The organism is Rhodanobacter sp. FW106-PBR-R2A-1-15 (genome assembly GCF_058789735.1).
Window position 1 is genome coordinate 1 of sequence record NZ_JBYTEM010000013.1, and the last position, 24,462, is coordinate 24,462.

General features: G+C 69.2%; 27 protein-coding genes. 17 read left to right on the forward strand and 10 right to left on the reverse strand.

What is annotated here, in order from left to right:
- Nucleotides 1–300: 300 nt before the first annotated feature.
- Nucleotides 301–2,130 carry a DNA helicase RecQ gene (gene recQ / locus AC3WTD_RS08600; RefSeq protein ID WP_037089610.1) on the reverse strand — a complete coding sequence of 610 codons (1,830 nt, stop codon included), beginning with the start codon at nucleotides 2,128–2,130 and terminating at the stop codon, nucleotides 301–303.
- Between the two features lie 385 nt (nucleotides 2,131–2,515).
- Nucleotides 2,516–2,857 carry an MGMT family protein gene (locus AC3WTD_RS08605; RefSeq protein ID WP_027492591.1) on the reverse strand — a complete coding sequence of 114 codons (342 nt, stop codon included), beginning with the start codon at nucleotides 2,855–2,857 and terminating at the stop codon, nucleotides 2,516–2,518.
- Between the two features lie 66 nt (nucleotides 2,858–2,923).
- Between AC3WTD_RS08605 and AC3WTD_RS08610 the strand changes: the two genes are divergently transcribed.
- Nucleotides 2,924–3,328 (forward strand): hypothetical protein, encoded by a 405-nt coding sequence (locus tag AC3WTD_RS08610; RefSeq protein WP_027492592.1) that lies wholly within the window; start codon nucleotides 2,924–2,926, stop codon nucleotides 3,326–3,328.
- A gap of 146 nt (nucleotides 3,329–3,474) precedes the next feature.
- Here the strand turns inward: AC3WTD_RS08610 and AC3WTD_RS08615 are convergent, their stop codons facing one another.
- Both AC3WTD_RS08615 and AC3WTD_RS08620 read right to left on the reverse strand, forming a co-directional pair.
- On the reverse strand, nucleotides 3,475–4,587 hold the full coding sequence (locus AC3WTD_RS08615; protein ID WP_027492593.1) for an inorganic phosphate transporter: 1,113 nt from the start codon (nucleotides 4,585–4,587) through the stop codon (nucleotides 3,475–3,477).
- Nucleotides 4,588–4,674: 87 nt separating this feature from the next.
- Entirely contained in the window at nucleotides 4,675–5,304 is a 630-nt protein-coding gene (locus AC3WTD_RS08620; protein WP_492613541.1) for a DUF47 domain-containing protein, read from the reverse strand.
- Between the two features lie 135 nt (nucleotides 5,305–5,439).
- Here AC3WTD_RS08620 and AC3WTD_RS08625 point away from each other — a divergent pair, with 135 nt between their 5' ends.
- Nucleotides 5,440–6,762: a hemolysin family protein gene (locus AC3WTD_RS08625; protein ID WP_027492595.1), complete on the forward strand. Its 1,323-nt coding sequence runs from the start codon at nucleotides 5,440–5,442 to the stop codon at nucleotides 6,760–6,762.
- Between the two features lie 287 nt (nucleotides 6,763–7,049).
- On the opposite strand, the gene AC3WTD_RS08630 is transcribed toward AC3WTD_RS08625, so the two are convergent.
- Nucleotides 7,050–7,805 (reverse strand): RNA methyltransferase, encoded by a 756-nt coding sequence (locus tag AC3WTD_RS08630; RefSeq protein ID WP_492613542.1) that lies wholly within the window; start codon nucleotides 7,803–7,805, stop codon nucleotides 7,050–7,052.
- Between the two features lie 114 nt (nucleotides 7,806–7,919).
- On the opposite strand from AC3WTD_RS08630, the gene AC3WTD_RS08635 reads away from it, so the two are divergent.
- A complete protein-coding gene (locus AC3WTD_RS08635) occupies nucleotides 7,920–8,723 on the forward strand; it encodes an inositol monophosphatase family protein (protein ID WP_027492597.1) in 804 nt (267 codons plus the stop codon).
- Between the two features lie 51 nt (nucleotides 8,724–8,774).
- Here the strand turns inward: AC3WTD_RS08635 and hda are convergent, their stop codons facing one another.
- From hda to AC3WTD_RS08650, 3 genes are read right to left on the reverse strand one after another with little or no spacing between them, the layout of a single operon-like run.
- Nucleotides 8,775–9,473 carry a DnaA regulatory inactivator Hda gene (gene hda, locus AC3WTD_RS08640; protein WP_492613543.1) on the reverse strand — a complete coding sequence of 233 codons (699 nt, stop codon included), beginning with the start codon at nucleotides 9,471–9,473 and terminating at the stop codon, nucleotides 8,775–8,777.
- Entirely contained in the window at nucleotides 9,470–10,639 is a 1,170-nt protein-coding gene (locus AC3WTD_RS08645; RefSeq protein ID WP_027492599.1) for an AI-2E family transporter, read from the reverse strand. Before AC3WTD_RS08645 ends, hda begins: the two co-directional genes overlap by 4 nt.
- Before the next feature lie 4 nt (nucleotides 10,640–10,643).
- On the reverse strand, nucleotides 10,644–11,624 hold the full coding sequence (locus tag AC3WTD_RS08650) for a DUF8605 domain-containing protein (protein ID WP_027492600.1): 981 nt from the start codon (nucleotides 11,622–11,624) through the stop codon (nucleotides 10,644–10,646).
- A gap of 149 nt (nucleotides 11,625–11,773) precedes the next feature.
- Between AC3WTD_RS08650 and purM the strand changes: the two genes are divergently transcribed.
- The 3 genes from purM to AC3WTD_RS08665 all read left to right on the forward strand — a co-directional run bounded on the left by purM (nucleotide 11,774) and on the right by AC3WTD_RS08665 (nucleotide 14,309).
- Entirely contained in the window at nucleotides 11,774–12,802 is a 1,029-nt protein-coding gene (purM, locus tag AC3WTD_RS08655) for a phosphoribosylformylglycinamidine cyclo-ligase (RefSeq protein ID WP_492613544.1), read from the forward strand.
- Nucleotides 12,803–12,810: 8 nt separating this feature from the next.
- Complete coding sequence (purN, locus tag AC3WTD_RS08660) at nucleotides 12,811–13,500, forward strand: phosphoribosylglycinamide formyltransferase (protein ID WP_492613545.1); 690 nt, start codon at nucleotides 12,811–12,813, stop codon at nucleotides 13,498–13,500.
- Between the two features lie 101 nt (nucleotides 13,501–13,601).
- The gene (locus AC3WTD_RS08665; RefSeq protein WP_492613546.1) at nucleotides 13,602–14,309 is read left to right on the forward strand and encodes a DUF3108 domain-containing protein; all 708 of its coding nucleotides are present in this window, start codon (nucleotides 13,602–13,604) and stop codon (nucleotides 14,307–14,309) included.
- A 107-nt stretch (nucleotides 14,310–14,416) separates the two neighbouring features.
- Here the strand turns inward: AC3WTD_RS08665 and murA are convergent, their stop codons facing one another.
- Both murA and AC3WTD_RS08675 read right to left on the reverse strand, forming a co-directional pair.
- Nucleotides 14,417–15,676 carry a UDP-N-acetylglucosamine 1-carboxyvinyltransferase gene (murA, locus tag AC3WTD_RS08670; protein ID WP_027492604.1) on the reverse strand — a complete coding sequence of 420 codons (1,260 nt, stop codon included), beginning with the start codon at nucleotides 15,674–15,676 and terminating at the stop codon, nucleotides 14,417–14,419.
- Nucleotides 15,677–15,767: 91 nt separating this feature from the next.
- The gene (locus AC3WTD_RS08675; RefSeq protein WP_027492605.1) at nucleotides 15,768–16,010 is read right to left on the reverse strand and encodes a BolA family protein; all 243 of its coding nucleotides are present in this window, start codon (nucleotides 16,008–16,010) and stop codon (nucleotides 15,768–15,770) included.
- 207 nt (nucleotides 16,011–16,217) lie between these two features.
- Between AC3WTD_RS08675 and AC3WTD_RS08680 the strand changes: the two genes are divergently transcribed.
- The 11 genes from AC3WTD_RS08680 (at nucleotide 16,218) to AC3WTD_RS08730 (ending at nucleotide 24,457) form a co-directional block, all read left to right on the forward strand.
- The gene (locus tag AC3WTD_RS08680) at nucleotides 16,218–17,228 is read left to right on the forward strand and encodes a KpsF/GutQ family sugar-phosphate isomerase (RefSeq protein WP_027492606.1); all 1,011 of its coding nucleotides are present in this window, start codon (nucleotides 16,218–16,220) and stop codon (nucleotides 17,226–17,228) included.
- Nucleotides 17,229–17,303: 75 nt separating this feature from the next.
- Nucleotides 17,304–17,852, forward strand: a complete 549-nt coding sequence (locus AC3WTD_RS08685; RefSeq protein ID WP_027492607.1) for a KdsC family phosphatase — start codon at nucleotides 17,304–17,306, stop codon at nucleotides 17,850–17,852.
- On the forward strand, nucleotides 17,849–18,445 hold the full coding sequence (lptC, locus tag AC3WTD_RS08690) for an LPS export ABC transporter periplasmic protein LptC (protein ID WP_027492608.1): 597 nt from the start codon (nucleotides 17,849–17,851) through the stop codon (nucleotides 18,443–18,445). Before AC3WTD_RS08685 ends, lptC begins: the two co-directional genes overlap by 4 nt.
- Nucleotides 18,408–18,986: a lipopolysaccharide transport periplasmic protein LptA gene (gene lptA, locus AC3WTD_RS08695; protein ID WP_492613547.1), complete on the forward strand. Its 579-nt coding sequence runs from the start codon at nucleotides 18,408–18,410 to the stop codon at nucleotides 18,984–18,986. Before lptC ends, lptA begins: the two co-directional genes overlap by 38 nt.
- Nucleotides 18,987–18,989: 3 nt before the next feature.
- Complete coding sequence (gene lptB / locus AC3WTD_RS08700) at nucleotides 18,990–19,709, forward strand: LPS export ABC transporter ATP-binding protein (protein WP_027492610.1); 720 nt, start codon at nucleotides 18,990–18,992, stop codon at nucleotides 19,707–19,709.
- A gap of 100 nt (nucleotides 19,710–19,809) precedes the next feature.
- Nucleotides 19,810–21,267: an RNA polymerase factor sigma-54 gene (locus tag AC3WTD_RS08705; protein WP_027492611.1), complete on the forward strand. Its 1,458-nt coding sequence runs from the start codon at nucleotides 19,810–19,812 to the stop codon at nucleotides 21,265–21,267.
- A gap of 144 nt (nucleotides 21,268–21,411) precedes the next feature.
- The gene (gene hpf / locus AC3WTD_RS08710; protein WP_008433976.1) at nucleotides 21,412–21,735 is read left to right on the forward strand and encodes a ribosome hibernation-promoting factor, HPF/YfiA family; all 324 of its coding nucleotides are present in this window, start codon (nucleotides 21,412–21,414) and stop codon (nucleotides 21,733–21,735) included.
- Between the two features lie 148 nt (nucleotides 21,736–21,883).
- Nucleotides 21,884–22,849: an HPr(Ser) kinase/phosphatase gene (gene hprK / locus AC3WTD_RS08715; protein ID WP_027492612.1), complete on the forward strand. Its 966-nt coding sequence runs from the start codon at nucleotides 21,884–21,886 to the stop codon at nucleotides 22,847–22,849.
- Nucleotides 22,850–22,853: 4 nt separating this feature from the next.
- A complete protein-coding gene (gene rapZ / locus AC3WTD_RS08720) occupies nucleotides 22,854–23,759 on the forward strand; it encodes an RNase adapter RapZ (RefSeq protein WP_027492613.1) in 906 nt (301 codons plus the stop codon).
- Nucleotides 23,760–23,802: 43 nt separating this feature from the next.
- A complete protein-coding gene (locus AC3WTD_RS08725) occupies nucleotides 23,803–24,195 on the forward strand; it encodes a PTS sugar transporter subunit IIA (RefSeq protein ID WP_008433969.1) in 393 nt (130 codons plus the stop codon).
- On the forward strand, nucleotides 24,188–24,457 hold the full coding sequence (locus tag AC3WTD_RS08730; protein ID WP_008433967.1) for an HPr family phosphocarrier protein: 270 nt from the start codon (nucleotides 24,188–24,190) through the stop codon (nucleotides 24,455–24,457). The genes AC3WTD_RS08725 and AC3WTD_RS08730 overlap by 8 nt, the downstream gene beginning before the upstream one ends.
- Nucleotides 24,458–24,462 lie beyond the last annotated feature (5 nt).

The following is a 24,462-nucleotide window of genomic DNA, read 5'->3' on the forward strand; positions in this document are numbered from 1 at the left end:
GGATTCGGGATTCGGGATTCGGGATTCGGGATTCGGGATTCGGGATTCGGGATTCGGGATTCGGGATTCGGGATTCGCAAGAGCCTGCTCGTACCTTCACTCCTGTCTCCGGTGCCCCCTGCCCATATCAAGCCCCGGCTTTTCCCTTCTCCCTCCGGGAGAAGGTGCCCGGAGGGCGGATGAGGGTGCGGGCGGAGCGTGGGGCCCACGCAACCGCACTCCAGCTCCTCCCTGAAGGGAGGGAGTCGAACGGCGCAGGGGTTCGCGAACTGGCGCCGGGAGAAGATACGCTGCTGGTGCTCAGGCGGGCGCGTTGATCACCGCCAGGAAGTCGCGGCCGTAGCGCTTGAGCTTGGCCTCGCCCACGCCGCTGACCCCGGCCAGCTCGTCCTCGTTGGCCGGCATGGCGCGCAGCATCGCCAGCAAGGTGGCGTCGTGGAACACCACGTACGGCGGCACGCCCTGCTGCTTCGCCAGTTGCGTGCGCAAGGTGCGCAGCGCGTCCCACAAGTCCTGTTCGTAGGCCTCGATGCCGAGGCTGCCGCCGCCTTTACCGGATGTGACCAGCGTGCTGTCACGGCGGCGCCGGCTGGCGCGCTCGGGACGGGCATCCTCGCGCAGCCTCACCTGGCGGCCGCCGCTGAGCACGCTGCGGCTGGCGGCGGTGAGGCGCAGCGTGCCGTAGCCTTCGGCGTCGGCCTCCAGCAGGCCGGCGGCGAGCAGCTGGCGGAATACCGAGCGCCACTGCTTCTCGTCGAGATCGGCGCCGATACCGAAGGTGCTGAGCCGGTGGTGGTCGAGGGCGAGCACGCGCTCGGTTTCCTCGCCGCGCAGCACGTCGATGACGTGGCCGGAGCCGAAGCGCTGGCCGGTGCGGTACACCGCCGACAGCGCCTTCTGCGCCGGCACCGTGGCGTTCCAGGTCTTCGGCGGCGCGACGCAGTTGTCGCAATGGCCGCAAGCGCCGGGGTGGCTTTCGCCGAACGCGCCCAGTAGCAGCTGGCGGCGGCAGTCGGTGGCCTCGGCATACGCCAGCAGCGATTCCAGCTTCTGCCGCTCGACCCGCTTGCGCTCGTCGTCCGATTCGGACTGCGCGATCATCTGGCTCATGGTGACCACGTCGGACAGGCCGTAGATCATCCACGCTTCGGCCGGCAGCCCGTCGCGGCCGGCGCGGCCGGTCTCCTGGTAGTAGCCCTCGATGCTGCGCGGCAGGTCCAGGTGCGCCACGAAGCGCACGTCGGGCTTGTCGATGCCCATGCCGAACGCGACGGTGGCCACCATCACCACGCCGTCCTCGCGCAGGAAGCGCTGCTGGTTCTTCGCGCGGGTGGCCGCGTCCAGCCCGGCGTGGTACGGCAGCGCCTCGACGCCCGCCTCGGCCAGCCATGCGGCGGTGTCGTCCACCTTGCGCCGGCTGAGGCAGTACACGATGCCGGACTCGCCGCGGTGACCCTGCAGGAATTCGGCGAGCTGACGCTTCGCGTTGTGGCGCAGGCCGACCCGGTAGCCGATGTTCGGCCGGTCGAAGCTGGAGACGAAGCGCCGCGCCTCCTGCAGCGCCAGCCGCTCGACGATCTCCTCGCGCGTGCGCGGATCGGCGGTGGCGGTGAGCGCGATGCGTGGCACCTGCGGGAAACGCTGGTGCAGCACCACCAGCTCGCGGTACTCGGGGCGGAAGTCGTGGCCCCACTGCGACACGCAGTGCGCCTCGTCGATCGCGAACAGCGCCACCTCGATGCTTTCCAGCAGGCCCAGGAAACGCGACGTGAGCAGCCGCTCGGGCGCGACGTAGAGCAGGTTCAGCTCGCCGGCCAGCAGCTGGCGCTCCACCTCGCGCTGCGCTGCCGCGCCCAGGCTGGAGTTGAGATAGGCGGCGGCCACGCCGGCTTCGCGCAAGGCATCCACCTGGTCCTGCATCAGCGCGATCAGCGGCGACACCACGATGCCGGTGCCCTGGCGCAGCAGCGCGGGAATCTGGTAGCACAGCGACTTGCCGCCGCCGGTGGGCATCAGCACCAGCGCGTCGCCGCCCTCGGCAAGATGCTCGACCACGGCCTGCTGCTGGCCGCGGAAACTGGGATAACCGAAAATGCTTTGCAGCAGCTCGAGGGCTGAGAGCCTGTTCATGATCTCCAAGTGCCCCGCGTTGCCATCGAGTGGCCGCCAGGTGGTAGTGCGTGGCGCCGCGCCTGACTGGCCGTCAGGTCAAGCCGCGCGCTGCCGCCTGGCGGCCACTCGATGGCAACCCGAAGGGCCGGGTCTGTTTGCGCGCATGCCGGCGTCATCACTCGGTCGTGGACGGACGTCCACTCCTCGCTCCTCAAAGCCGAGTCCATCCATGGACTCTCCCCGCGTGCCCTCGTTCTTCCTTGGCCTGCGCGCAAACAGCTCCCGGCGCGGGGTACTTGGAGATCATGAGCAGGCTCTATGGCTTTCATCGGCTGCATGGTAACAAACCGGCCCGGCCCGGCCGCCGGAAATAGCTGCGACGACTCGTCGGCAGCACCGCCGTTCAGGCGTCCGGCATGCCCCACAGCGCGTGGTCGAGGTCGCCATCCAGGCCGAAGCGCGACAGCGGCACGCGGCCGTTCTTCACCTCCACGCCTTCGGCGCGCAGCCGGCGCGACTGCTCGCGAAAACCGCGGCTGCCCGGCGCCATCGCAATGTGCCCGCTGGAACGCAGCACGCGGTACCACGGCAATTCCATGCCGTCGGGCACCTCGCCCAGCAGCCGGCCGACCAGCCGCGCCCGCCCGGGCAGTCCGGCACGGGCGGCGATGGCGCCGTAGCTGGCGACGCGGCCGCGCGGGATCGCGGCAATGGCGGCATAGATGCGGGCGGCGGCCTCATTCATGGTTCACGCGACGCAAGCGGGTATCCGTGGCAGAGTAGCTTCCGGTCCTTGTCGAAGGAAGCCGCCATGCGCCACTTCGAAGCCGTGCGTTCCCACCTCGGCAGCCTGCACGAGCTGCGCCAGAACGATCCTTACCTGATCAGCTTCGATCTGAAACTGGCGCCGAACCGCTACCAGGGCATCTACCTGGCGGAACTGGAAGACGAAGCGGGGCTGCGCTATCTGCGCGTATCCACCCCGATCGGTCCGCTCGCCGGCACCGACCCGGTGCGCTGCCTGCGCTTCAACTGGCAGCAGCGCACCGGCTTTCTGGCGGTGACCGACTTGGACGGCGCGCCCTACCTGCACCTGTGCGAAAACCGCCCCTACGAGTTCCTCGACCGCACCGAACTGCAGCGCGTGGTGCGCGAGCTGGGCGTGCTCGGCGACCAGTTGGAGCGGCTGATCAGTGCCGGCGACGACACTCTGTAGGAGCCCGCTCGCGGCGAGCCGGGATTCGGGATTCGGGATTCGGGATTCGGGATTCGGGATTCGGGATTCGGGATTCGGGATTCGGGATTCGGGATTCGGTAGAGCATCGCCCCGCGAGCGGGTTCCGCAGGCGGATGGATGATGCCTCAGGACGCCATGCGGAACACCACCACCAGCCCGTAGGCCAGCAGCGCGGTGACCGGCAGGGTCAGGATCCACGCCCACACCATGCGCTCGACCACCGACCAGCGGATCGAGTTGAAACGCTTGGCCGCGCCCACGCCCATGATCGAGGCGGACACGTTGTGCGTGGTCGACACCGGAATGCCGAATGCCGAGGCAACCAGGATGACCGCCGCCGAGCTGGTCTCGGCGGCGAAGCCGTTGATCGGGTGCAGCTTGACCATCTTGTGGCCCAGCGTCTTGATGATGCGCCAGCCGCCACCGGCGGTGCCAGCGGCCATGGTCAGCGCGGAGACTACCTTCACCCACACCGGGATCTCGAAGCCGCCGGCCGGGTCGCCCTCGATGCGCAGGAAGCCCAGCCACGCCGGCAGGTGGTCGAACTGGTGCGCCGCAGTGGCGCCAGCCAGCGCCAGCGCGATGATGCCCATGCTCTTCTGCGCGTCGTTCATGCCGTGCGCCACGCCCATCGCGCTGGCTGAAACGACCTGCGCCTTGCCGAAGAAGAAATTGACGAACGGGGTGCGCCCGAAGCGGCGCAGCCAGCCTTGCCGCCGCGCGAACCAGGCCAGCAGCGCATACAGCGCGCCCATCAGGACGAAGCCGATGATGAAACCTGCCAGCGGGGAGAGCACCATCGGGATGATCACCTTGGGCACCACGCCGTGGCCCTTCAGCACGCTGCCCTCGACCCAGACCACCGCGTCGAAATTGTTGCCGGAAGCCGCCAGTGCCGCGCCCACCAGCGCACCGATCAGCGCATGGCTCGAACTGGACGGCAGGCCCAGCCACCAGGTGATCAGGTTCCACACGATCGCCGCCAGCAGCGCGCAGACCAGCAGCTGCGAGCCCATCTCGATCACCCCGGCGTTGATCAGCCCGGAAGCGATGGTGGCCGCCACCGCAGTGCCCATGAACGCGCCGGCCAGGTTGGTGCCCGCCGCCAGCAGCACCGCCTGGCCGGGCGACAGCACCTTGGTCGCCACCACCGTGGCGATCGAGTTGGCGGTGTCGTGGAAACCATTGATGTAGGTGAAGACCAGCGCAATCACCACCACCGCGATGACGATACTCATGCGCGGCCCCCGATCGGGCGGAACGACGTGCGCAACGCCGGCAGCGCGGCCGGACGGGACGGAAGGCGCGAGGTCACGGGCGTAACCTCAGGAGTTCTTCAGCACGATCGAATAGACGATGTTGCCGACGTCGCGACACTTGTCGATAGCCTTCTCGATCAGCTCGAACAGGTCCTTCGCCAGCATCGCCCGCATCGCGTCGCCGCCTTCCGTGTACAGCGTGCGGTACGGTGCCAGCAGCATGCGGTCGCCTTCCGATTCCAGCGCCTGCAGGCGGTCCTGCAGCTTCTTCACCGGGTCGATGCGCAGGCCGCGGCGCAGTTCGCCGATCATCTCGGCAACCACCTCGCTGGAACGCTGCAGCACCAGCGTGCGCTGGGCGAAATCCACTCCGGCCAGGCGATCGGCCACTATCTCGTAGCGCTCGGCGAACTTCTCGATGGTCTTGGGGATCTTGTACAGCGCCGAATTCAGCGCCTCGATGTCCTCGCGATCGAGCGCGGTGACGAAGGTGTTCACCAGCTCCTCGCTGATCTGCGCAGCCAGCGCCTTCTCGCGCGCCCGGGTGGCGGTGAAGGCCGCCATCACCGGCCCCTGGTCGGGCCGGGTCAGCAGTTCGTGCAGGGCGCCGGCGCTTTCGCAGACGGTGGCGGCGCTTTGTTCGAGCAGGCCGTAGAACTTGTCGCCTTTGCCGAAAATCGTCTGCAGTGAAAACATCCGGGCCATGCCTGAAGGGGTTGGATGACAGTAATATTACAGGACGCTCGTGTTGCCCCGCATCAATGCCCTCGTGAACGGCGGCCCACGCAACCCTTACACTGTGCCCATGCAGCCTCCCCCGACATCGCCGCGATGCTGACCGAAATCGCGCTCGTCCTCGTGCTCACCCTTTGCAACGGCTTCTTCGCGCTGTCGGAGATGGCACTGGTGGCCTCGCGCAAGAGCCGCCTCAAGCAGATGGCGCGGACCAGCCGCAAGGCCGCCGCCGCGCTGCGGCACGCCGAGGCGCCGGAGCGTTTCCTGTCCACCATCCAGGTCGGCATCACCGTGGTGACGCTGATCACCGGCGCGGTCGCCGGCGACGCGCTCGGCGGCCAGATCTCCACCCTGCTGCTGCAAAGCGCGCCACTGGCGTGGCTGGCGCCGTACGCACGGGGCGTCGGCATCGTGCTGGGCTTCGTGCTGATCTCCTACATCCAGATCGTGGTCGGCGAACTGGTGCCCAAGCGGTTGGCGCTGTCGGCGCCGGAAAAACTGGCCTCGTACGCGGCGATCCCGATGCTGCTGCTGTCGCGGCTGACCGCGCCTTTCGTGCTGCTGCTGAATGCGTCGAGCAACCTGCTGCTGCGCCTGCTGCGGGCCACCCCGCAAGGCGGCGTGGTCACCGAGGAGGAGATCCGCCTGCTGGTGGCCGAGAGCGCCGAGCAGGGCGTGCTCGACGCCGACGAGCACAACATGGTCAACCGCGTGCTGCGCCTGGGCGACCGCACGGTGGACAGCGTGATGACCCCGCGCATGCGCATCGCCTGGCTGGACATCGCGGCGCCCCGCGAGGAAAACATCGAGGTGCTGCGCGCGACCCCTTATTCGTGCTACCCGGTGTATCGCGGCGACGAGAGTAAGGTAGTCGGCGTGGTCGAGGTCAAACGCCTGCTGCACAGCTTCGCCGAGGGCACGCCAGAGCTGTTCGGCCACCTGGCCAAACCGCTGTTCGTGCCGGCCACCGCACGCGCGCTGGACCTGCTGGAGGAGTTCCGCGACGCCGAGACGCCGCTGGCGCTGGTGGTCGACGAGTACGGCGACATCGAAGGCGTGGTCACCGTCAACGACCTGCTGGCGGCGGTGGTCGGCGCCAGCCAGATCGGCCACGCCGGCAGCGGCGAGGACAGCCCGATCAAGCGGCGTGCCGACGGCAGCTGGCTGGTCGACGGCAGCCTCTCCACCGACGACCTGCGCGAGCTGCTGCAGATCGATGAACTGCCCGGCGAGGACGAGCACGAATACCGCACCGCCGCCGGCATGGTGATGACCGCGCTCGGCCACGTTCCGCAGACCGGCGAGATGTTCGCCTGGCGCGGCATCCGCTTCGAGGTGGTCGACCTGGACGGCGCCCGCATCGACAAGCTGCTGGTGACGCCGGCGCCGTCGCTGGAACTGTCTGACGACGAGCAGTGACAAACATCCCTGACCGCACGGCCGGTCCCTCCCCCCTGCTCGCAGGGGGAGGTCAGGAGGGGGTGAAGCTCTTCGCACCGTCCTGGCAAAAAACACCCCACCCCAGCCCTCCCCTGCTGCGCAGGGGAGGGAGCAAAGCCGGCTACTTGCCGTTGGCCAGCCCTGCCATCCGCTGCGTATCGGCGAGGATGCCGTGCAGGTTCGTAGGGCGGGCACCGCCCGCCGCTCCTGCATTACCCACCGCATATTGAAAGGCCGGCGGGCAGTGCCCGCCCTACCGAAGCCGGCTACTTGCCGTTGGCCAGCCCCGCCATCCGCTGCGCATCGGCAAGAATGCCGTGCAGCACGCGCAGCTCGCGCGCGTCCGGCTGGGCGCGCTGGAACAGCTTGCGCAGCCGCAGCATGATGGTGGTGGGCTCGCGGCCCTTGTGGAAGTCGATGTCGTCCAGCGTCTGCGCCAGGTGGCGGTAGAACTGCTCCATCTGCGCCGCGTCGGCGGGCGGCTCGTCGTGCTCCGGCGGCGGCGGGGGTTCGTCGCCGAGCATCGCCATGCGCAGTTCATAGGCCATCACCTGCACCGCCTGCGCCAGGTTGAGCGAGCTGAAGTCGTCCACGCTGGGAATGCGCACCATCGCGTGGCAGCGCGCCAGCTCCTCGTTCTCCAGCCCGGTGCGCTCGTTGCCGAACACCAGCGCCACCTGTTCGCCGCGCATCACCGCCGCCAGCGCCTGCCGGGCCGCCTCGCGCGGCGAGAGTTCCGGCAGATTCACCCCGCGCCGGCGTGCCGACAGGCCCAGCGCCAGGCTGCTGCCAGCCAGGCCGTCGACGAGTTCGCCGTGGATGCCGGCGTGGACCAGCACGTCGTCCGCACCGGCGGCCAGCGCGTTCGCCTCCGGATCAGGGAAACGGTGCGGTGCGACCAGCTCCATCCGCGCGAAGCCCATCGTGCGGATCGCCCGCGCCGCGCTGCCGATGTTGCCGGGATGCGAGGTGCGCACCAGCACGTAGCGGATGCGGGCGGCAAGGTGGTGAAGGTCGGTCATGCACTGGGCGGATGGGTGGTTCGGGTCGACAAGGATAGTGGACGCGGGGCGGCCAGGACCTGCCTCTGCTAGAATCGCCGGCCGCAGCCCCGCTCTCTTCCAAAGTCGAAACCCATGGCCCGACCCCACGTCACGATCGCGGCGCGCGCCGCTCGTTCCGCAGGCAACGTGATCCTGCGCTACATGAACCGCATCGACGGCCTCAACGTCGTCGAGAAGCAGCAGATGGATTTCGTCTCCGAGGTCGACAAGCTGGCCGAGGCGGAGATCATCAAGGAACTGCGCCGCGCCTACCCCGACCACGCGATCCTCGCCGAGGAAAGCGGCGCGACCGGCAAGGGCCCGCTGACCTGGGTGATCGACCCGCTGGACGGCACCCACAACTACCTGCGCGGCATCCCGCATTTCTGCGTGTCGATCGCGCTGCTGGAAAAGGGCGTGCCGGTTCACGCGGTGGTGTTCGACCCGCTGCGCGACGAGCTGTACACCGCCAGCAAGGGCGACGGCGCCTACCTCAACGACCGCCGCATGCGCGTCGGCAAGCGCGAGAACCTGGGCGGCGCGATGATCGCCACCGGCTTCCCGTTCCGCCAGCGCGAACATCTCAACGCGCAGCTCGACATGACCCGCGCCATCCTCGGCCAGGCCGAGGACATCCGCCGCTCCGGCTCCGCCGCACTGGACCTCGCCTACGTCGCCGCCGGCCGCTACGACGGCTACTTCGAGATCGGCCTGAAGCCGTGGGACATGGCTGCCGGCGTGCTGCTGGTGCATGAAGCCGGCGGCCGCTATGGCGACTTCGCCGGCCGCGACGGCATCCCGGCCAGCGGCAACCTCATCGCCGGCAACCTCAACGTGGCCAAGGCGCTGACCGACGCCGTCGGCCAGCACGCCACACCGGGGCTGCTCAAGGCCTGAGCGGTTCGCCCGATCGAATCAGCGAAGGCGCCCGCGGGCGCCTTCATCGTTTCAGGATGCGGCCTCGCGCAAGAAACCGCGCAGGAACGGGATGGTGATGCGACGCTGCGCGGCCAGCGACGCGACATCCAGCCGGTCGAGCAGGTCGAGCAAGGCGCCAAGATCCCGCGGGTGGCGGGCGAACAGCCAGTCCAGCACGCCGTCGTCCAGCTCGATGCCACGCGCGGCGGCCTGCGCTTTCAGCACCGCGCGGCGCTCGGCGTCGTCCAGCGGCTTCAACGCGAACTGAGTGCAGGCGCCGAGACGCGAGCGCAGGTCGGGCAGTTCGATACCGAGCTGGGCCGCCGCCGCATCGGCGGCGAACAGCAACGCGCTGCCTTCGGCTTTTGCGCGGTTGTAGAGGTCGAACAGCGCGTGCTCCGCGTCGCGCTTGCCGGCGATGGCGCCGAGGTCGTCCAGCGCCAGCAGCTCGCCGCCGGCGACGCCGCGCAGGGCCGCCGGGTGATCAGCGACCGTGGCCAGCGGCAGGTACTGCACCTGTCGCCCCGCCGCGCTGGCGGCCTGGCAGGCGGCCATCAGCAGGTGACTGCGGCCGCTGCCGGCGGCGCCGTGCAGGTAAACCCACGGCGCAGCGGCTTGCAGCGCCAGTGCCTGCACCGCGGCCAGCGCGGCGGCGTTGGCGCCGGCGTGGAAATGCTCGAAGCGCTGGCGGCGCGGCCAGCGCAAAGCCAGCGGCAACTGCGGGATCATGACTCGGCCCGGTCGTCCTGCGGCGGCTCGACCGTGGCCTCGACCGCGCCGTCGCGATGCACGGCCAGCTCCACCTCGGCAATCACCGGATCGTCCGGCCCCGCCTCGTTGTACAGCTCGCTCAACCGGTAGCGTTCGAGCAAGTAACGCAGCAGCACCATGATCACCGACGCCGCCGGCAGCGCCAGCAGCACGCCGAGGAAGCCGAACAGGTAGCCGCCGGCCAGCACCGCGAACATCACCGCCACCGGGTGCAGGCCGATCTTGTCGCCGACCAGCTTGGGCACCAGCACGTAGCCTTCAAGCAGCTGGCCGACCGCGAACACGCCGCAGACCAGCAACACGTGGACCCAGTCGCCGTACTGCACCAGCGCCGCCACGATCGCCGCGACGAAACCGATGATGAAGCCCAGGTACGGCACGAAGCTGAGCAGGCCGGCGACCATGCCGATCAGCGGGCCCACGGTCAACCCGACCACGCTGAGGCCGGCGCCGTAGAACACGCCCAGCGCCAGCATCACCAGCAGCTGGCCGCGCACGAACGCGCCCAGGATCTGGTCCGACTCGCTGGCCAGGTAGGCGATGGTGGGCTGGATCGAGCGCGGCAACATGCCGTCGACCTTCGCCACCAGCCGGTCCCAGTCGCGCAGCAGGTAGAACGCCACCACCGGGATCAGCACCAGGTTGGTCAACCACATCGCGATGCCGAGGCCGCCGCGCGACACCTTGCCCAGCACCGCCGTGGCGACGCCGCCGATCGAGGCCATGTGCTCCTTGATCGCGGTCAGCAGGCGGTCGCTGTCGAAGGTGTGTGGATCCAGGTGCAATCGCGCCTGCAGCCACGGCCATACGGTGTTCTGCGCCCAGTCGCCGTAGCGCGGCAGGTTGCTGACCAGGTTCTCGATCTGGCGCGCGATCAGCGGGATCAGCAGCAGCAGCACGCCGACCACCACGACCATGATCACCACGAACACGATGGTGGCCGCCCACATCCGCTTCAGCCCCAGCCGTTCCAGCCGGTCGGCCAGCGGGTCGCCCAGGTAGGCCAGCATGGCGGCCACCGCGAACGGCATAAGCACCGGCGCCAGCAGCCAGACCAGCCAGGCGATGGCCGCCGTGATGGCGAGCAGCTGCCAGCGGCGCGAAAGGTCCTTGTCCTGATTCACCCTGTCACCTCAGCCAGCGCAGGTTGACGTCGGCGCCCGGATGCGCTTCGCTCTGCAGCAGCAGGTGGCCGCCGGCAGCGAGGTTCGCGGCCAGCGCGCTGATCGGCGCGGACGCCTTGACGTACAGCAGCACGCCGTCGTTCTGCGCGCCCAGGGTCTGCACCTGCTTCACCGCAGGGTCGTCCTGCAGGATCGCCACCAGATTGGCGTAATCCATCGCCGATTCCAGCCCGCCGACCCACAGCTTGCCCTCGCTGGGGCCCGCGCCGATGACATTGAACTGCTTGCCGAGGCGGTCGGCCAGGCCGTTGCCGGCGTCGCCCAGCAATGCGTCCGCATTCGCGCCCTGGCCGCTCCAGTGCTGCGCCTGGCCGCCGGAGATCAGTGTCCAGTCCGCGCCGCCATTGTGCAGCTTGCCGAGCAGCACCAGGCCGGTGTGGTACTGCCGGTTGACTGCCGCCAGCGCGGCCGGCTCGACGGCGGCGACCTTGGTCGGGTCGGGCTGGTTGCCATCGGGATAGGCCACGTTGGTGCCGCGCGCGCCGGCGGCGGCGGCCAGGCTGGCCAACGCCGTCTGGTCGAGCAGGTGGCCGTCGCTGCCTTGCACCAGCAACAGCACCGGCGGCTTGATACCAGCGCTCTGCACGCCCAGCTTCGCCACCAGCCGGCGCACCGTGCCCGGCTCGAACTCCACCTCCAGCACCAGCCCAGTCGCGGCACGCTGGTACTGGAACTTCTGCACCATCGAGGCCGCCTTGCCCAGCGCTTCGGCATAGCCGGCGTTGCTGCGCAGGTCCTGGCCGCCGGCGACCCGCGTCAGCACTTGGCCGAGCGCGGTGGCGAACGCCTGGTCGCGCTGCGCGTCGCTGGTGTCGGCCACCGGCACGACCACCGCATACGGCGAGCTGGCGACCTGCGCCCGCGCCGCGGGCAACGCGGCAAGCAGCAGCAACAGGGTGACGATCAACGGGCGGGGCAGGCGCATGGGTGGCATCTTCCGGGAAAGCTCGCCGGAAGTCTGCCCAATCGCGCCCCCTTCCGTCCATCGCGGCCGTCACCAAACCCGGCGCCAGCGGCCGGCAACGGCACCGCAAGCTGGTAAACTTGCACGTTTCGTCCACGCCGGTTCCCGCCATGTCTGACGCCCTCACCTACCGCGCCGCCGGCGTCGATATCGACGCCGGCAATGCGCTGGTCGAACGCATCAAGCCGCTGGTCAAGCGCACCTTCCGCCCCGAGGTGATGGGCGGGCTGGGCGGTTTCGGCGGCCTGTTCGACCTTTCCGGCCGCTACAAGGAGCCGGTGCTGGTGTCCGGCACCGACGGCGTGGGCACCAAGCTGAAGCTGGCGCAGACGCTGCACCGCCACGACACGATCGGCATCGACCTGGTCGGCATGTGCGTCAACGACGTGCTGGTGCAGGGCGCCGAGCCGCTGTTCTTCCTCGACTACTTCGCCACCGGCAAGCTGGACGTGGACACCGCCGCCGCCGTGGTCGGCGGCATCGCCACCGGCTGCGAACTGGCCAGCTGCGCGTTGATCGGCGGCGAGACCGCCGAGATGCCCGACATGTACCCGCCGGGCGAATACGACCTGGCCGGCTTCACCGTGGGCGCGGTGGAGAAATCGCGGATGCTCACCGGCGCGGCGATCGTGGCCGGCGACGTGGTGCTGGGCGTGGCCTCCAGCGGCCCGCATTCGAACGGCTATTCGCTGATCCGCAGGATCCTGGAGCGCGCCGGCAACCCGTTCGACCTCGACCTCGGCGGCGTGAAGCTGGTCGACGCGCTGATGGCGCCGACCACGATCTACGTGAAGCCGATGCTGGAGCTGCTGCGGGAAATCCCGGTACACGGCATGGCCCACATCACCGGCGGCGGCCTCAAGGAGAACATCATCCGGGTGGTGCCGGACGGCCTCGGCATTGCGCTGGACGCGTCCGCCATCGTGCTGCCGCCGGTGTTCGACTGGCTGATGCGCGAGGGCAAGGTGGCGCGCGAGGAGATGTGGCGCACGTTCAACTGCGGCATCGGCTTCACCGTGATCCTGCCGCGCGACGCGGTGGCGGGCGCCTCCGCGCTGCTGGCGAAGCACGGCCTGGCCAGCTCGGTGATCGGCGCGATCGTGCCCGCGGCCGGCGACGAGCGCGTGCAGATCGGCTGAACCGCTCCATGACCGTTGCCCCTGCCAAGGTTGCCGTGCTCGCCTCCGGGCGCGGCAGCAACCTCGCCGCGCTGCTCGATGCGCACGCACACGGCAAACTGCCGGTCGAGTTCGTGCTGGTCGGCAGCGACAAGGCCGCCGCGCCCGCACTGCGCCTGGCCGAAGCCACCGGCATCCAGACGCTGGCGCTCGACCCGCGCAGCTACCCGGACCGGCGCGCGTTCGACTTCGACCTGTTCACCCGCATCGCCGCCAGCGGTGCCGAGTGGCTGGTACTGGCCGGTTTCATGCGGGTGCTCGATGGCGAGGCGCTGCAGCCGTGGGTGGGCCGGATCATCAACATCCACCCCTCGCTGCTGCCGAAATACCGCGGCCTGCACACCCACCGCCGCGCGCTGGAAGCCGGCGATGCCGAACATGGCGCCAGCGTGCATTTCGTCACCGCCGAACTGGATGGCGGCCCGGTGATCGCGCAGGCCTGCGTGCCGATCGAAGCCGGCGACGACGAGGAACGCCTGGCCCAGCGCCTGCTGCCGCTGGAACACCGGCTGCTACCGGCGGTGCTGCGCCTGCTGACCGAAGGGCGGCTGCGTTGGGACGGCCTGGCGCCGCGCTTCGACGGCCAGCTGCTGCTGGCGCCGCTGCGGCTGGGCGACCACGGCCTGCAGCCTCAGGACAGGTCTGAACAACCGCCGTGATCCCGGTGAGGCGCTTTTCAACAGCCGGAGGCTGGTCAGGCGGAATGACGGGCAAGAGCGGCCTTAGAACCGGTTCAGCCCCGCATGGGCAGACTCGGCACATGACGATCCGATCCCTGCTCGCCTCCCTGCTCGGCCTCGGCCTGTTGCTTGGCGCCGGCGCCGCCACTGCCGCCGCGCCCCCGGCGTTCACCGCCACCTACAACGTGTCGCAGGGCGGTCAGCCGATGGGCCAGGCCACGGTGAGCCTGCACGCAGCCGGCAACGGCGAGTGGATCTACCGCAAGGACGTCAAGGGCACCGGCGGGCTGGCCGCGCTGCTCGCTGCCAGCGTCACGGAAAACTCGCGCTTCCGCTGGAAGGGCGACGTGCCGGAGGCGATCAGCTACGACTACCGAATGCAGACAGCGGTCAAGCAGAAACAGCGCCAGCTGGCGGTCGACTGGCCGAGGCAACAGGTCAGCGTCGACGAAGGCAAGGGCCCGCAAAGCTACCGGGCCGTCCCCGGCATGGTCGAACGCAACACCCTGGCGCTGGCGCTCGGCGTGGCCCTGCGCGACGGCAAGCAGCAGGTCGCGCTGCCGGTGGCGGTGCGCCAGGAAGTGCAGGTGCAGAACTTCAAGGTGACCGGCCGGGAAACCATCACGGTGCCCGCCGGTCGCTTCGACGCCCAGCGGGTCGACCGCACCGACGCCGACCGTGGCTTCAGCGCCTGGTACGCGCCCGATCGCTACCCGCTGCCGGTGAAGCTGTCGCAGCACGACGGCGGCGACATGGTGATGGAGCTGGTGCGCTACTCAGAGCCGTGATTAGGGATTAGGGACTGGGGATTGGGGATTCGCAAAAAGCGGGCTCTCGCGAGAATCCGCCTCCTTGCCGACCGAATCCCGAATCCCCAATCCCGAATCCCGGCTGCTCAGTTCGGCAGGCGACGGATCTTCGCGCCGAGCACGCCGAGTTTTTCCTCGATGTTCTCGTAGCCGCGGTCGATGTGGTAGACGCGGTCGACCACGGTGTCGCCCTTGGCCACCAGCCCGGCCAGCACCAGGCAGGCCGAGGCGCGCAGGTCGGTGGCCATGATCGGCGCACCGCTCATCTGCGCCACGCCATGCACCACCGCGGTGTTGCCTTCGAGGCGGATGTCGGCGCCGAGCCGCTGCAGCTCGTGGGCGTGCATGAAGCGGTTCTCGAACACCGTCTCGGTGACCACGCCGGTGCCTTCGGCGACGCAATTGAGTGCGGTGAACTGCGCCTGCATGTCGGTGGGGAACGCCGGGTACGGCGCGGTGCTGATGCTGACTGCCTTCGGCCGGCGCCCGCCCATGTCCAGCTCGATCCAGTCGTCGCCGGTGGAGATCTGCGCGCCGGATTCCTCCAGCTTGACCAGCACCGCGTCCAGCGTGTTGGCGCGCGCATGCCGCGCGCGCACCTTGCCGCCGGTCATCGCCGCGCCGACCAGGAAGGTGCCGGTCTCGATGCGATCCGGCAGCACTTCGTACTCGGCGCCGTGCAGGCGCTCGACGCCGTGGATCACCATGGTCGAGGTACCGGCGCCCTCGATCTGCGCGCCCATCGCGACCAGGCAGTGGGCCAGGTCGACCACCTCCGGTTCCTGCGCCGCGTTCTCGATCACCGTGGTGCCCCGCGCCAGGGTCGCCGCCATCATCACGTTCTCGGTGCCGGTGACGGTGACCATGTCCATCACGATGCGGGTGCCCTTCAGCCGGCTCGCCTTCGCCTTGATGTAGCCGTTTTCGACGGTGATCTCGGCACCCAGCGCCTGCAGGCCGCGGATGTGCTGGTCGACCGGGCGCGAGCCGATCGCGCAGCCGCCGGGCAGCGAGACCTCGGCCTGGCCGAAGCGAGCCACCAGCGGGCCCAGCACCAGGATCGAGGCGCGCATGGTGCGCACCAGGTCGTATGGCGCCACGCAGGTGCTGGTGGTGCGCGGATCGACGTGCATCTTCATGCGGTCGTCCAGCACCAGCTGCACGCCCATCTGGCCGAGCAGTTCGATGAAGGTGGTGACGTCGTGCAAGTGCGGCACGTTGCCGATGCTGACCGGTTCGTCGGCCAGCAGGCAGCCGGCGAGGATCGGCAGCACAGCATTCTTGGCACCGGAAATAGCGACCTCGCCATGGAGTGGCACGCCGCCGTTGATGAGGATTTTGGCCATTGGATGAACGGGATTCGGGATTGGGGATTCGGGATTCGGAACAGCAGGGGTGCGAGAGGGTGGCGGGATTTCGGCTTTCACGAATCCCGAATCACGAATCACGAATCCCGGCCTCCTGGGGTGTCAGCGTTTTCAGCGCCAGCGCGTGGATCGCGCCGCCCATCAGCTCGCCCAGCGTGGCGTAGACCAGCCGGTGCCGCGCCAGCGGCAGCTTGCCGGCGAACTGGCTGGCGATCACGGTGGCCTCGAAATGCACGCCGTCGGCACCGCTGACCTCCACCTGGGCGCCTGGCATGCCGTTTTCGATCATCGCCTGGATGCGGACTGGGTCCATCGGGAGGGGTTCCATGCAGGAGTCTGGGCAGCCGGCAGCGAATTCCCTTACCGCCGGAACCCATGCGCTGGCTTATGACGTTAAAATGCGGACGTGTCATGGTAATGGAAATCCGCGGGCGCAGAAATGACCGCGCTTGCAGCCGGCCCGAGCGGGGCCGCCAACCATGACCCACCGGGCACCTGTCCGCCCCTTCATCGAGCCTCCATGAACGCACGCATCGCCCCACCCGCCCCGATCGACCTGAATCCGGACGCCATCACCCGCAGCGCACGCACGGTGATCGCCACCGAGGCGTCCGCCGTCGAAGCGCTGGAGCCACGGATCGGGCCGGCCTTCGTCGAAGCCTGCCGGCTGATCCTGGGCTGCCGTGGCCGCGTGGTGGTCAGCGGCATGGGCAAGTCGGGCCATGTCGGGCGCAAGATCGCCGCCACCCTGGCCTCCACCGGCACGCCGGCGTTCTTCGTGCACCCGGGCGAGGCCAGCCATGGCGACCTGGGCATGATCCTGCCGCAGGACGTGGTGCTGGCGATCTCCTACTCCGGCGAGACCGACGAACTGCTGTTCATCCTGCCGGTGATCAAGCGCCAGGGTATCCCGCTGATCGCCATCACCGGCCGCGCCACCTCCTCGCTGGCCAGCCAGGCCGACGTGCACCTGGACGGCAGCATCTCCAGCGAAGCCTGCCCGCTGGGCCTGGCGCCGACCACCAGCACCACCGTGGCGCTGGTGCTGGGCGACGCGCTGGCGATCGCGCTGCTGGAGGCGCGTGGCTTCACCTCCGACGACTTCGCCCGCTCGCACCCGGCCGGCGCGCTGGGCCGGCGCCTGCTGCTGCACATCAGCGACGTGATGCACAGCGGGGACGAGGTGCCGCGGGTCTCCCCCGCCGCCAGCCTCACCGCCGCCCTGGTCGAGATGACCCGCAAGCACCTGGGCATGACCGCCGTGGTCGACGCCGAACAACGCTTGCTAGGGGTCTTTACCGACGGCGACCTGCGCCGCGCGCTGGACGACGACGGCGTGGACTTGCGCGGCGCCACCGTCGCCGAGCTGATGACCCGCGGCCCGAAGACGATCGGCGCGGACAAGCTGGCGGCGGAAGCGGCACAACTGATGGAGAAGTACCAGATCCACGCGCTACTGGTGGTCGACGACGAACAGCGCGTGGTCGGCGCGCTGAACATTCATGATCTGCTCCGTGCGCGTGTGGTCTGAGGTCTGATTCGTCTCGACGAATCAGACAAAATCAAACACGCCGCTCTTGATCCTGCACTCCCTGAAATCTTGCCCGTGCCCACCAACTACCTCACCAACCTCCCCGCCGACCTGCTCGCCCGCGCCGCGAAAATCCGCCTGGCCGTGTTCGACGTGGACGGCACGCTGACCGACGGGCGCCTGTGGTACGGCGAGGACGGCCGTGAGACCAAGGTGTTCTACGTGCACGACGGGCTCGGCCTGAAGCGGCTGCAGGCCAACGGCGTGCAGGTGGCGATCATCAGCGCGCGGATCAGCCACCCAGTGGCGCTGCGCGCCGAGGAACTGGCCATCACCCACGTCTACCAGGGCCAGGGCGACAAGCGCGCCTGCCTGCGTGAGCTGCTCGACGCGCTGCAACTGGCGCCCGAGCAAGCCGCCTTCACCGGCGACGACCTGCCCGACCTGCCGCCGATGCGTCTCGCCGGGCTGGCGGTGGCGGTGGCCAACGCGCACCCCTGGGTGGCCACGGCGGCGCACTGGCAGACCACTCGCGGCGGCGGCATGGGCGCGGCGCGCGAGGTGTGCGACCTGATCCTGCACGCGCAGGGCAAGGGCGCCGCCGAGCGGGAGCGTTGGCAATGAAGCTGCGCCGCTGGCTGCGTGACCGGCGCCTGCCGGCCGCGACCCTCGCCATCGCCCTGGCTGCGGGCGTGGTCCAGTTGCTGCTGTGGTGGTTCGGGCCGGCACCGCGGACCAGCGACTTCGTCGGCCCGCCGCGCTCCGGCTACACCCTCACCGACGCACGCATGACCGAGTACAACGCCGAAGGCCTGCCCAGCTTCTACCTGCAGTCGCCGCACCTGGAGCGACGCGAGGGCGACGACTCGCTGTACCTCAGCTCGCCCACCTTCCAGTTGCCGTCCAACCAGGCCGGCGTGCCCGACTGGCTGGGCCAGTCGCTGTACGGCTGGGTCAACAAGGACGGCACCCAGCTCAAGCTGCAGGGCCCGGTAGAAATGAACCGGACGGCGTTCGGCGACACGCCGGCAACCCACCTGCAGACCGCCGACGTCACCGCCTGGCCCAAGCAGAACCGCCTGGAAACCGCCGCCCCGGCGCAGATGGTGCAAGGCGGCACTAGAATCAGCGGCGTCGGCATGCGCGCCGACCTCAACGACAAACACCTGGAGCTGCTCGATGATGTCCATGCCACCTTCCCGCCGCGCCAGCGCTAGGTTCGCGCTTGCCATCGCGGCCCTGGGCCTGCTCGCGGCCCAGCCGGCGCTGGCCAGGAAAAGCGACCGCCAGCAGGAGATGCAGGTTGCCGCGAAGAACTTCGACGGCTTCCAGAAGCCGAACAGCGTGAGCACGCTGACCGGCAACGTGGTGATCACCCAGGGCACGCTGAAAGCCACCGGTGCGCAGGCCAAGGTGTACTTCGACGCCGACACCCAGATCAGCCGGGTGGTCATCACCGGCAGCCCGGCGCACCTCGAGCAGCTGGACGACAACGGCAACCTGATGCTGGGCGACGCCGCCACGCTCGACTACGACAACCTCAAGGGCATCGCGGTGCTCAGCGGCAACGCCTCGGTCACCCAGAAGGGCCGCGGCGATGCGCGCGGCGACCGGCTCACCTACAACACCGAAACCAGCCAGATGACTGGCGAGAGCGCCGGCGACGGCATGGTGCACATGACCTTCAAATCCAAGTCGCAGCCGGCCGCCGCGCCGGCTCCGGCCAGGAGCAGTTCCGCGCCGCAGGGGCAGCGGTAACCGATGCTGTCCGCCGAAGGTCTGCAGAAGAGTTTCAAGTCGCGCCAGGTCGTCAAGGACTTCGGCTTCTCGATCCGCGAAGGCGAGGTGGTCGGCCTGCTCGGCCCCAACGGCGCCGGCAAGACCACCTGCTTCTACATGGTGGTCGGCCTGATCGAAGCCGATGCCGGCACGATCAAGCTGGACAAGCTGGACATCACCGGCGCGCCGATGCATGAGCGCGCCCGGCTCGGCATCGGCTACCTGCCGCAGGAAGCGTCGGTGTTCCGCCGGCTCAGCGTGGCGGACAACATCATGGCGGTACTGGAGCTGCGCAACGGGCTCAGCGCGCCGCAGCGCGACAGCGAACTGGAAAACCTGCTGGACGAACTGAAGATCACCCACATCGCCGCGCAGAAGGGCATCAGCCTGTCCGGTGGCGAGCGGCGCCGGGTCGAGATCGCCCGCGCGCTGGCCGCCAACCCGCGCTACATGCTGCTGGACGAACCGTTCGCCGGGGTCGATCCGATCTCGGTCGGCGAGATCCAGCGCATCGTGCGGCACCTGAAGGAACGCGGCATCGGCGTGCTGATCACCGACCACAACGTACGCGAGACACTGGGTATCTGCGACCGCGCGTACATCCTGAACGAGGGCGAGGTACTCTCGCGCGGCACCCCGGCGCACATCCTCGCCGACGAGAAGGTGCGCGAGGTCTACCTGGGCCGCGAGTTCCGGCTCTGACCCATCCTGTCACGACCGGTTTCCGCCCGCGGCCGCTATGGCCGCACCCGCGGGCACGCGCTAGGATTGGGTCGACCCTCCCCTCCCCCGACTGGCTGGCATGAAACCCGCACTGCAGTTTCGCCTCCACCAGCAGCTGACCCTGACGCCGCAACTGCAGCAGGCGATACGCCTGTTGCAGCTGTCGCAGCTGGAGCTGGAAGCCGAATTGCGGCAGATTGCCGAGAGCAACCCGTTGCTGGAGTTCGCCGAGGAAGTCGAGGACGAGGAGGCGACCGAGGACGCCGTCGTCGAAAGCGACTACCCCAGCGTCGAAGCGGTCGCCGCCACCGCCGGCGACGACGGCGAGACCAGCGACTGGTCCGACGGCGGCGTGGCCGAAACGCCGATCGACTTCTCCAGCAACAGCGTCGGCAGCAACAGCGGCAGCGGCACGCGCGGCGATGAGGATTTCGAGCCGCAGAACGCCGCGCCGGAAACCCTGCAGCAGCACTTGCTGTGGCAGCTCAACCTGGCCTCGTTCACCCCGCGCCAGCACCTGATCGCCACCGTGCTGATCGACGCGCTGAACCCTGCCGGCTACCTGGCCGAGGGGCTGGAAGCCATCCTCGCCGCGTTGCCCGCCGCCTTCGACGCCAGCATCGCCGAGATCGAGGAGGTGCGCCGCTGCCTGCAGGGTTTCGACCCCGCCGGCGTGGCCAGCCTGGACCTGCGCGACTGCCTGCGCGTGCAACTGGAACAGTTCGACCCGGACACGCCGCAGCGCGACCTCGCGCTGCGCATCGTCGACACCGAGCTGGAACTGCTGGCGCGCAACGACATCACCCGGCTGGCGCGGCGCCTGCGCACCGACGAGAACGACGTGGCCGACGCGGCCGTGCTGATCCGCAGCCTCGACCCGCGCCCCGGCGCCGCCCTCGACGCCACCCCGGTGGAATACGTGGCGCCGGACGTCTACGCGCTGCGCGACGGCACCCGCTGGCGGGTCAGCCTGAATCCGGACGCGCAGCCGCGGCTGGGCCTGAACCAGCACTACTGCGGCCTGATCGCCCAGGCCCGCGGCGAGGACGCCAGCTGGATGCGCGGCCAGCTGCAGGAGGCGCGCTGGCTGATCAAGAGCCTGGAATCGCGCGCCGAAACCCTGCTGAAGGTCGCCGAGGCGATCGTGCGGCGGCAAAGCGCCTTCCTCGACTACGGCCCCGAGGCGATGCACCCGCTGGTGCTGCGCGAGGTGGCCGAGGAAGTGGGCATGCACGAGTCGACCATCTCGCGCGTCACCACGCGCAAGTACCTGCACACCCCGCGCGGCACCTTCGAGCTGAAGTATTTCTTTTCCAGTGGCGTGTCCACCGAGGACGGCGGCAGCGCCTCGGCCACCGCGATCCAGGCCATGCTGCGCAAGCTGATCGACGCCGAGGACGTGCGCAAGCCATTGTCCGACCTGGCGATCGCCGAAGAATTGCAGCGCAAGGGCATCCAGGTCGCCCGCCGCACCGTGGCCAAGTATCGGGAGGGACTGCGCATACCCACCTCCAGCGAACGCCAGCGCGCGGGCTGATTGTCGCAGGCCGCCCGCGGGAACTTGGTTATCGTCAAAGCGTTCCCATAGCAGAGACAGGATGATTGACGATGTGCGTCGCCCCGCGCGAGGCACGTCCACCCGCCGCGAAACGCGGCACTGCACCACCAGAGGAGGCGCCCCATGCAATTCCAACTCAGCGGTCAGCAGATCGAAGTCACCCCGGCCCTGCGCGACCACGCCACCGCCAAACTCGACCGCCTCACCCGCCTCGACGACAAGTTGAAGAGCCTGGCGATCGTGCTGTCCGTCGACAAGCTGCAGCACCGCGCCGACGGCACCCTGGGCGTCGTCGGCGCCACCCTGCACGCGGAGGCCACCGAGGCCGACATGTACGCCTCCATCGACGTGCTGTTCGACAAGCTGGTCGCCCAGCTGCGCAAGTACCGCGAGAAGGTCGCCGACAAGCACCAGCGCGAGACGCGCGACGAACGCCAGTACGGCTGACCGAAAGCGGTTCCCGCCAACCGCGGCCCGCCCGTTCCAGGGCGGGCCGTTTCTCCCTCTGCACGCGCGTATCTGCCCAAGCTGGCACAATGGCCGCGCACCGCCGCGGCCCACCGGCTACCGACACGCGGCGCAAAGGACCCAAGGCTTGGACCGGATCAGCGCGCGACAACTTTACGATGGCGTCCACCAGCGCATGGCCCTGCGCTGGGTGTCCGGCATGCGCGGGGAATCGCGCGCGCTCGAGCCGGGTGTGGCGCAAGCGCGGCGGCCGTCGCTGATCGGCTACCTCAATGTCATCTACCCGAACAAGATCCAGATCATCGGCTCGGAGGAGCTGAACTACCTCGACGGGCTGGACTCGCGCCAGCGCTGGGAAGTGATGCACAAGATCGCCGCCTACCAGCCGGTGGCGCTGATCGTGACCAAGGACCAGACCGTACCGGCCGACCTGCGCGAGGTCGCCGAGGAAACCAACACGCCGCTGTGGATCAGCCCCAAGCGCGGCCACGAACTGCTGACCTACCTGCAGTACCACCTGGCGCGCATGCTGGCGGCGAAGATCACCCTGCACGGCGTGTTCCTGGAAGTGTTCTCGATCGGCGTGCTGATCACCGGCGAGGCCGGTTCCGGCAAGAGCGAGCTGGCGCTGGAACTGATCAGCCGCGGCCACCGGCTGGTCGCCGACGACGCCACCGAGTTCACCCTGATCGCGCCGGACGTGATCGACGGCAGCTGCCCCGAACTGCTGCAGGACCTGCTGGAGGTGCGCGGGCTGGGCGTGCTCAACGTGCGCGAGATGTTCGGCCACATGTCGGTCAAGGCCTCCAAATACCTGCGCCTGGTGGTGCACCTGAAGCCGCTGCGCGACGGCGAGCTCAACCTCGACGCCGGCAGCGACGCGCTGACCCGCCTCACCGGCGACATCGGCCATCGCGAGGTGTTCGACGTGAAGGTGCCGATGATCACCATTCCGGTGGCCTCCGGCCGCAACCTGGCGGTACTGGTCGAGGCGGCGGTGCGCAGCCACGCCCTGAAGAGCAAGGGCATCGACCCGGCGCAGACCTTCATCGACCGCCAGGCGCACCAGCTGCGCCGACTGCCCCCATGGTGAAAGCATGAGCGACGAGACCCGCCCGCCCGGCCCGTTGGCCGACCCGCACGACATCCACCTGATCGTGCTGACCGGCATGTCCGGCGGCGGCAAGACGGTGGCGCTGCGCGCGCTGGAGGACCTGGAGTTCTACTGCGTCGACAACCTGCCGGTGGTGCTACTGCCGCAGCTGGTCGACGCCGCCATCCGCGGCGACCGCCGCAGCCGGCCGCGGCGCATCGCGGTGGGCGTGGACGTGCGCAACCGCAGCACCGATTTCGCGCACATGCCGACCGTGCTGTCGGAGCTGGCCGGCGCCGGCGTGCAGGTGCACCTGATCTTCCTGGATTGCCGCGACGAGGTGCTGATCAAGCGCTATTCGGAAACGCGCCGCCGCCACCCGCTGGCCACGCGCGGCGTGTCGCTGGCCGATGCGATCGCCGAGGAACGCCGCCTGCTGCGCCCGATGATGGCGATCGCCGAGAAGGTGATCGACTCCAGCGAGCTCAACGTGCACCAGCTGCGCCGGCTGGTGGCCACCGGCTACGCGCAGGCCACCGAGGGGCTGACCCTGATGTTCCAGTCGTTCGCGTTCAAGCGCGGGCTGCCGCTGGACGCGGATTTCGTGTTCGACGCGCGCTGCCTGCCGAACCCGCACTGGGAACCACGCCTGCGCCCGCTGTCGGGCAAGGACGCACCCGTGCGCGAATTCCTCGAAGCCGCGCCGCTGGTCAACGAATACTTCGCCGACACCGCGCGCTGGCTGGACGCCTGGTTGCCGCGCTTCGAGCAGGACGACCGCAGCTACGTGACCATCTCGATCGGCTGCACCGGTGGACGCCACCGCTCGGTCTACCTGGTCGAGAAGCTCGCCGCGCACTATCGCTCGCGCCGCGAGGGCGTGCTCACCTTCCACCGCGAACTGGAGTGATGGCCATGCCGTCCGCGACCACCCTCCGCACGGGCCGCCGGCCGTGAGCGTCGGCGTGCTGCTGATGACCCACGAGGCGGTCGGCCAGGCGCTGATCTCCGCCGCGCACCACGTGATGCCGCGGCTGCCGCTCAAGGTGGCGGCGGTGGAGGTGCCGCCCAGCGCGGACCCCGACGTGATGCGCACGCTCACCGCGCACCACGCGCGCGAGCTCGACTCTGGCGACGGCGTGCTGATCCTGGCCGACCTGTACGGCGCCACGCCGTGCAACATCGGCTTGTCGCTGGGCGCGCTGGGCGTACACCTGCACTGCGTCTCCGGGCTCAACCTGCCGATGCTGCTGCGCGTACTCAACTATGCGGAAAAACCGCTGGACGAACTGGCCGAAATCGCGGCCAGCGGTGGCCGCGGGGGAATCTTCATCGACCATGCTTGAAAAGGAGATCGTCATCACCAACCGGCTCGGCCTGCACGCCCGCGCCTCGGCCAAACTGGTACAACTGGTGCAGGGTTTCAAAGCCACCGTGCACCTGGTCAGCAAGGGCCGCGAAGTGAACGCACAAAGCATCATGGGCGTGATGATGCTGGCCGCCGGCCTCGGCAGCCCGCTCACCGTCCGCGCCGACGGCCCCGACGAGGAAGCCGCACTGGCCGCGGTGGTCGCGCTGTTCGAACGCAAGTTCGACGAAGGAGCCTGAAAGCG

Coding starts and splice junctions, on each gene's coding strand:
- AC3WTD_RS08730 (WP_008433967.1), top strand. CDS start 24,188: ATGCTTGAAAAGGAGATCGTCATCACCAACCGGCTCGGCCTGCACGCC.
- AC3WTD_RS08615 (WP_027492593.1), bottom strand. CDS start 4,587: ATGAGTATCGTCATCGCGGTGGTGGTGATTGCGCTGGTCTTCACCTAC.
- purM (WP_492613544.1), top strand. CDS start 11,774: ATGTCTGACGCCCTCACCTACCGCGCCGCCGGCGTCGATATCGACGCC.
- AC3WTD_RS08665 (WP_492613546.1), top strand. CDS start 13,602: ATGACGATCCGATCCCTGCTCGCCTCCCTGCTCGGCCTCGGCCTGTTG.
- murA (WP_027492604.1), bottom strand. CDS start 15,676: ATGGCCAAAATCCTCATCAACGGCGGCGTGCCACTCCATGGCGAGGTC.
- lptA (WP_492613547.1), top strand. CDS start 18,408: ATGATGTCCATGCCACCTTCCCGCCGCGCCAGCGCTAGGTTCGCGCTT.
- rapZ (WP_027492613.1), top strand. CDS start 22,854: ATGAGCGACGAGACCCGCCCGCCCGGCCCGTTGGCCGACCCGCACGAC.
- lptB (WP_027492610.1), top strand. CDS start 18,990: ATGCTGTCCGCCGAAGGTCTGCAGAAGAGTTTCAAGTCGCGCCAGGTC.
- AC3WTD_RS08630 (WP_492613542.1), bottom strand. CDS start 7,805: ATGACCGACCTTCACCACCTTGCCGCCCGCATCCGCTACGTGCTGGTG.
- lptC (WP_027492608.1), top strand. CDS start 17,849: ATGAAGCTGCGCCGCTGGCTGCGTGACCGGCGCCTGCCGGCCGCGACC.
- recQ (WP_037089610.1), bottom strand. CDS start 2,130: ATGAACAGGCTCTCAGCCCTCGAGCTGCTGCAAAGCATTTTCGGTTAT.
- AC3WTD_RS08635 (WP_027492597.1), top strand. CDS start 7,920: ATGGCCCGACCCCACGTCACGATCGCGGCGCGCGCCGCTCGTTCCGCA.
- AC3WTD_RS08680 (WP_027492606.1), top strand. CDS start 16,218: ATGAACGCACGCATCGCCCCACCCGCCCCGATCGACCTGAATCCGGAC.
- purN (WP_492613545.1), top strand. CDS start 12,811: ATGACCGTTGCCCCTGCCAAGGTTGCCGTGCTCGCCTCCGGGCGCGGC.
- AC3WTD_RS08705 (WP_027492611.1), top strand. CDS start 19,810: ATGAAACCCGCACTGCAGTTTCGCCTCCACCAGCAGCTGACCCTGACG.
- AC3WTD_RS08625 (WP_027492595.1), top strand. CDS start 5,440: ATGCTGACCGAAATCGCGCTCGTCCTCGTGCTCACCCTTTGCAACGGC.
- hda (WP_492613543.1), bottom strand. CDS start 9,473: ATGATCCCGCAGTTGCCGCTGGCTTTGCGCTGGCCGCGCCGCCAGCGC.
- AC3WTD_RS08650 (WP_027492600.1), bottom strand. CDS start 11,624: ATGCGCCTGCCCCGCCCGTTGATCGTCACCCTGTTGCTGCTGCTTGCC.
- AC3WTD_RS08620 (WP_492613541.1), bottom strand. CDS start 5,304: ATGTTTTCACTGCAGACGATTTTCGGCAAAGGCGACAAGTTCTACGGC.
- hpf (WP_008433976.1), top strand. CDS start 21,412: ATGCAATTCCAACTCAGCGGTCAGCAGATCGAAGTCACCCCGGCCCTG.
- AC3WTD_RS08675 (WP_027492605.1), bottom strand. CDS start 16,010: ATGGACCCAGTCCGCATCCAGGCGATGATCGAAAACGGCATGCCAGGC.
- AC3WTD_RS08605 (WP_027492591.1), bottom strand. CDS start 2,857: ATGAATGAGGCCGCCGCCCGCATCTATGCCGCCATTGCCGCGATCCCG.
- AC3WTD_RS08610 (WP_027492592.1), top strand. CDS start 2,924: ATGCGCCACTTCGAAGCCGTGCGTTCCCACCTCGGCAGCCTGCACGAG.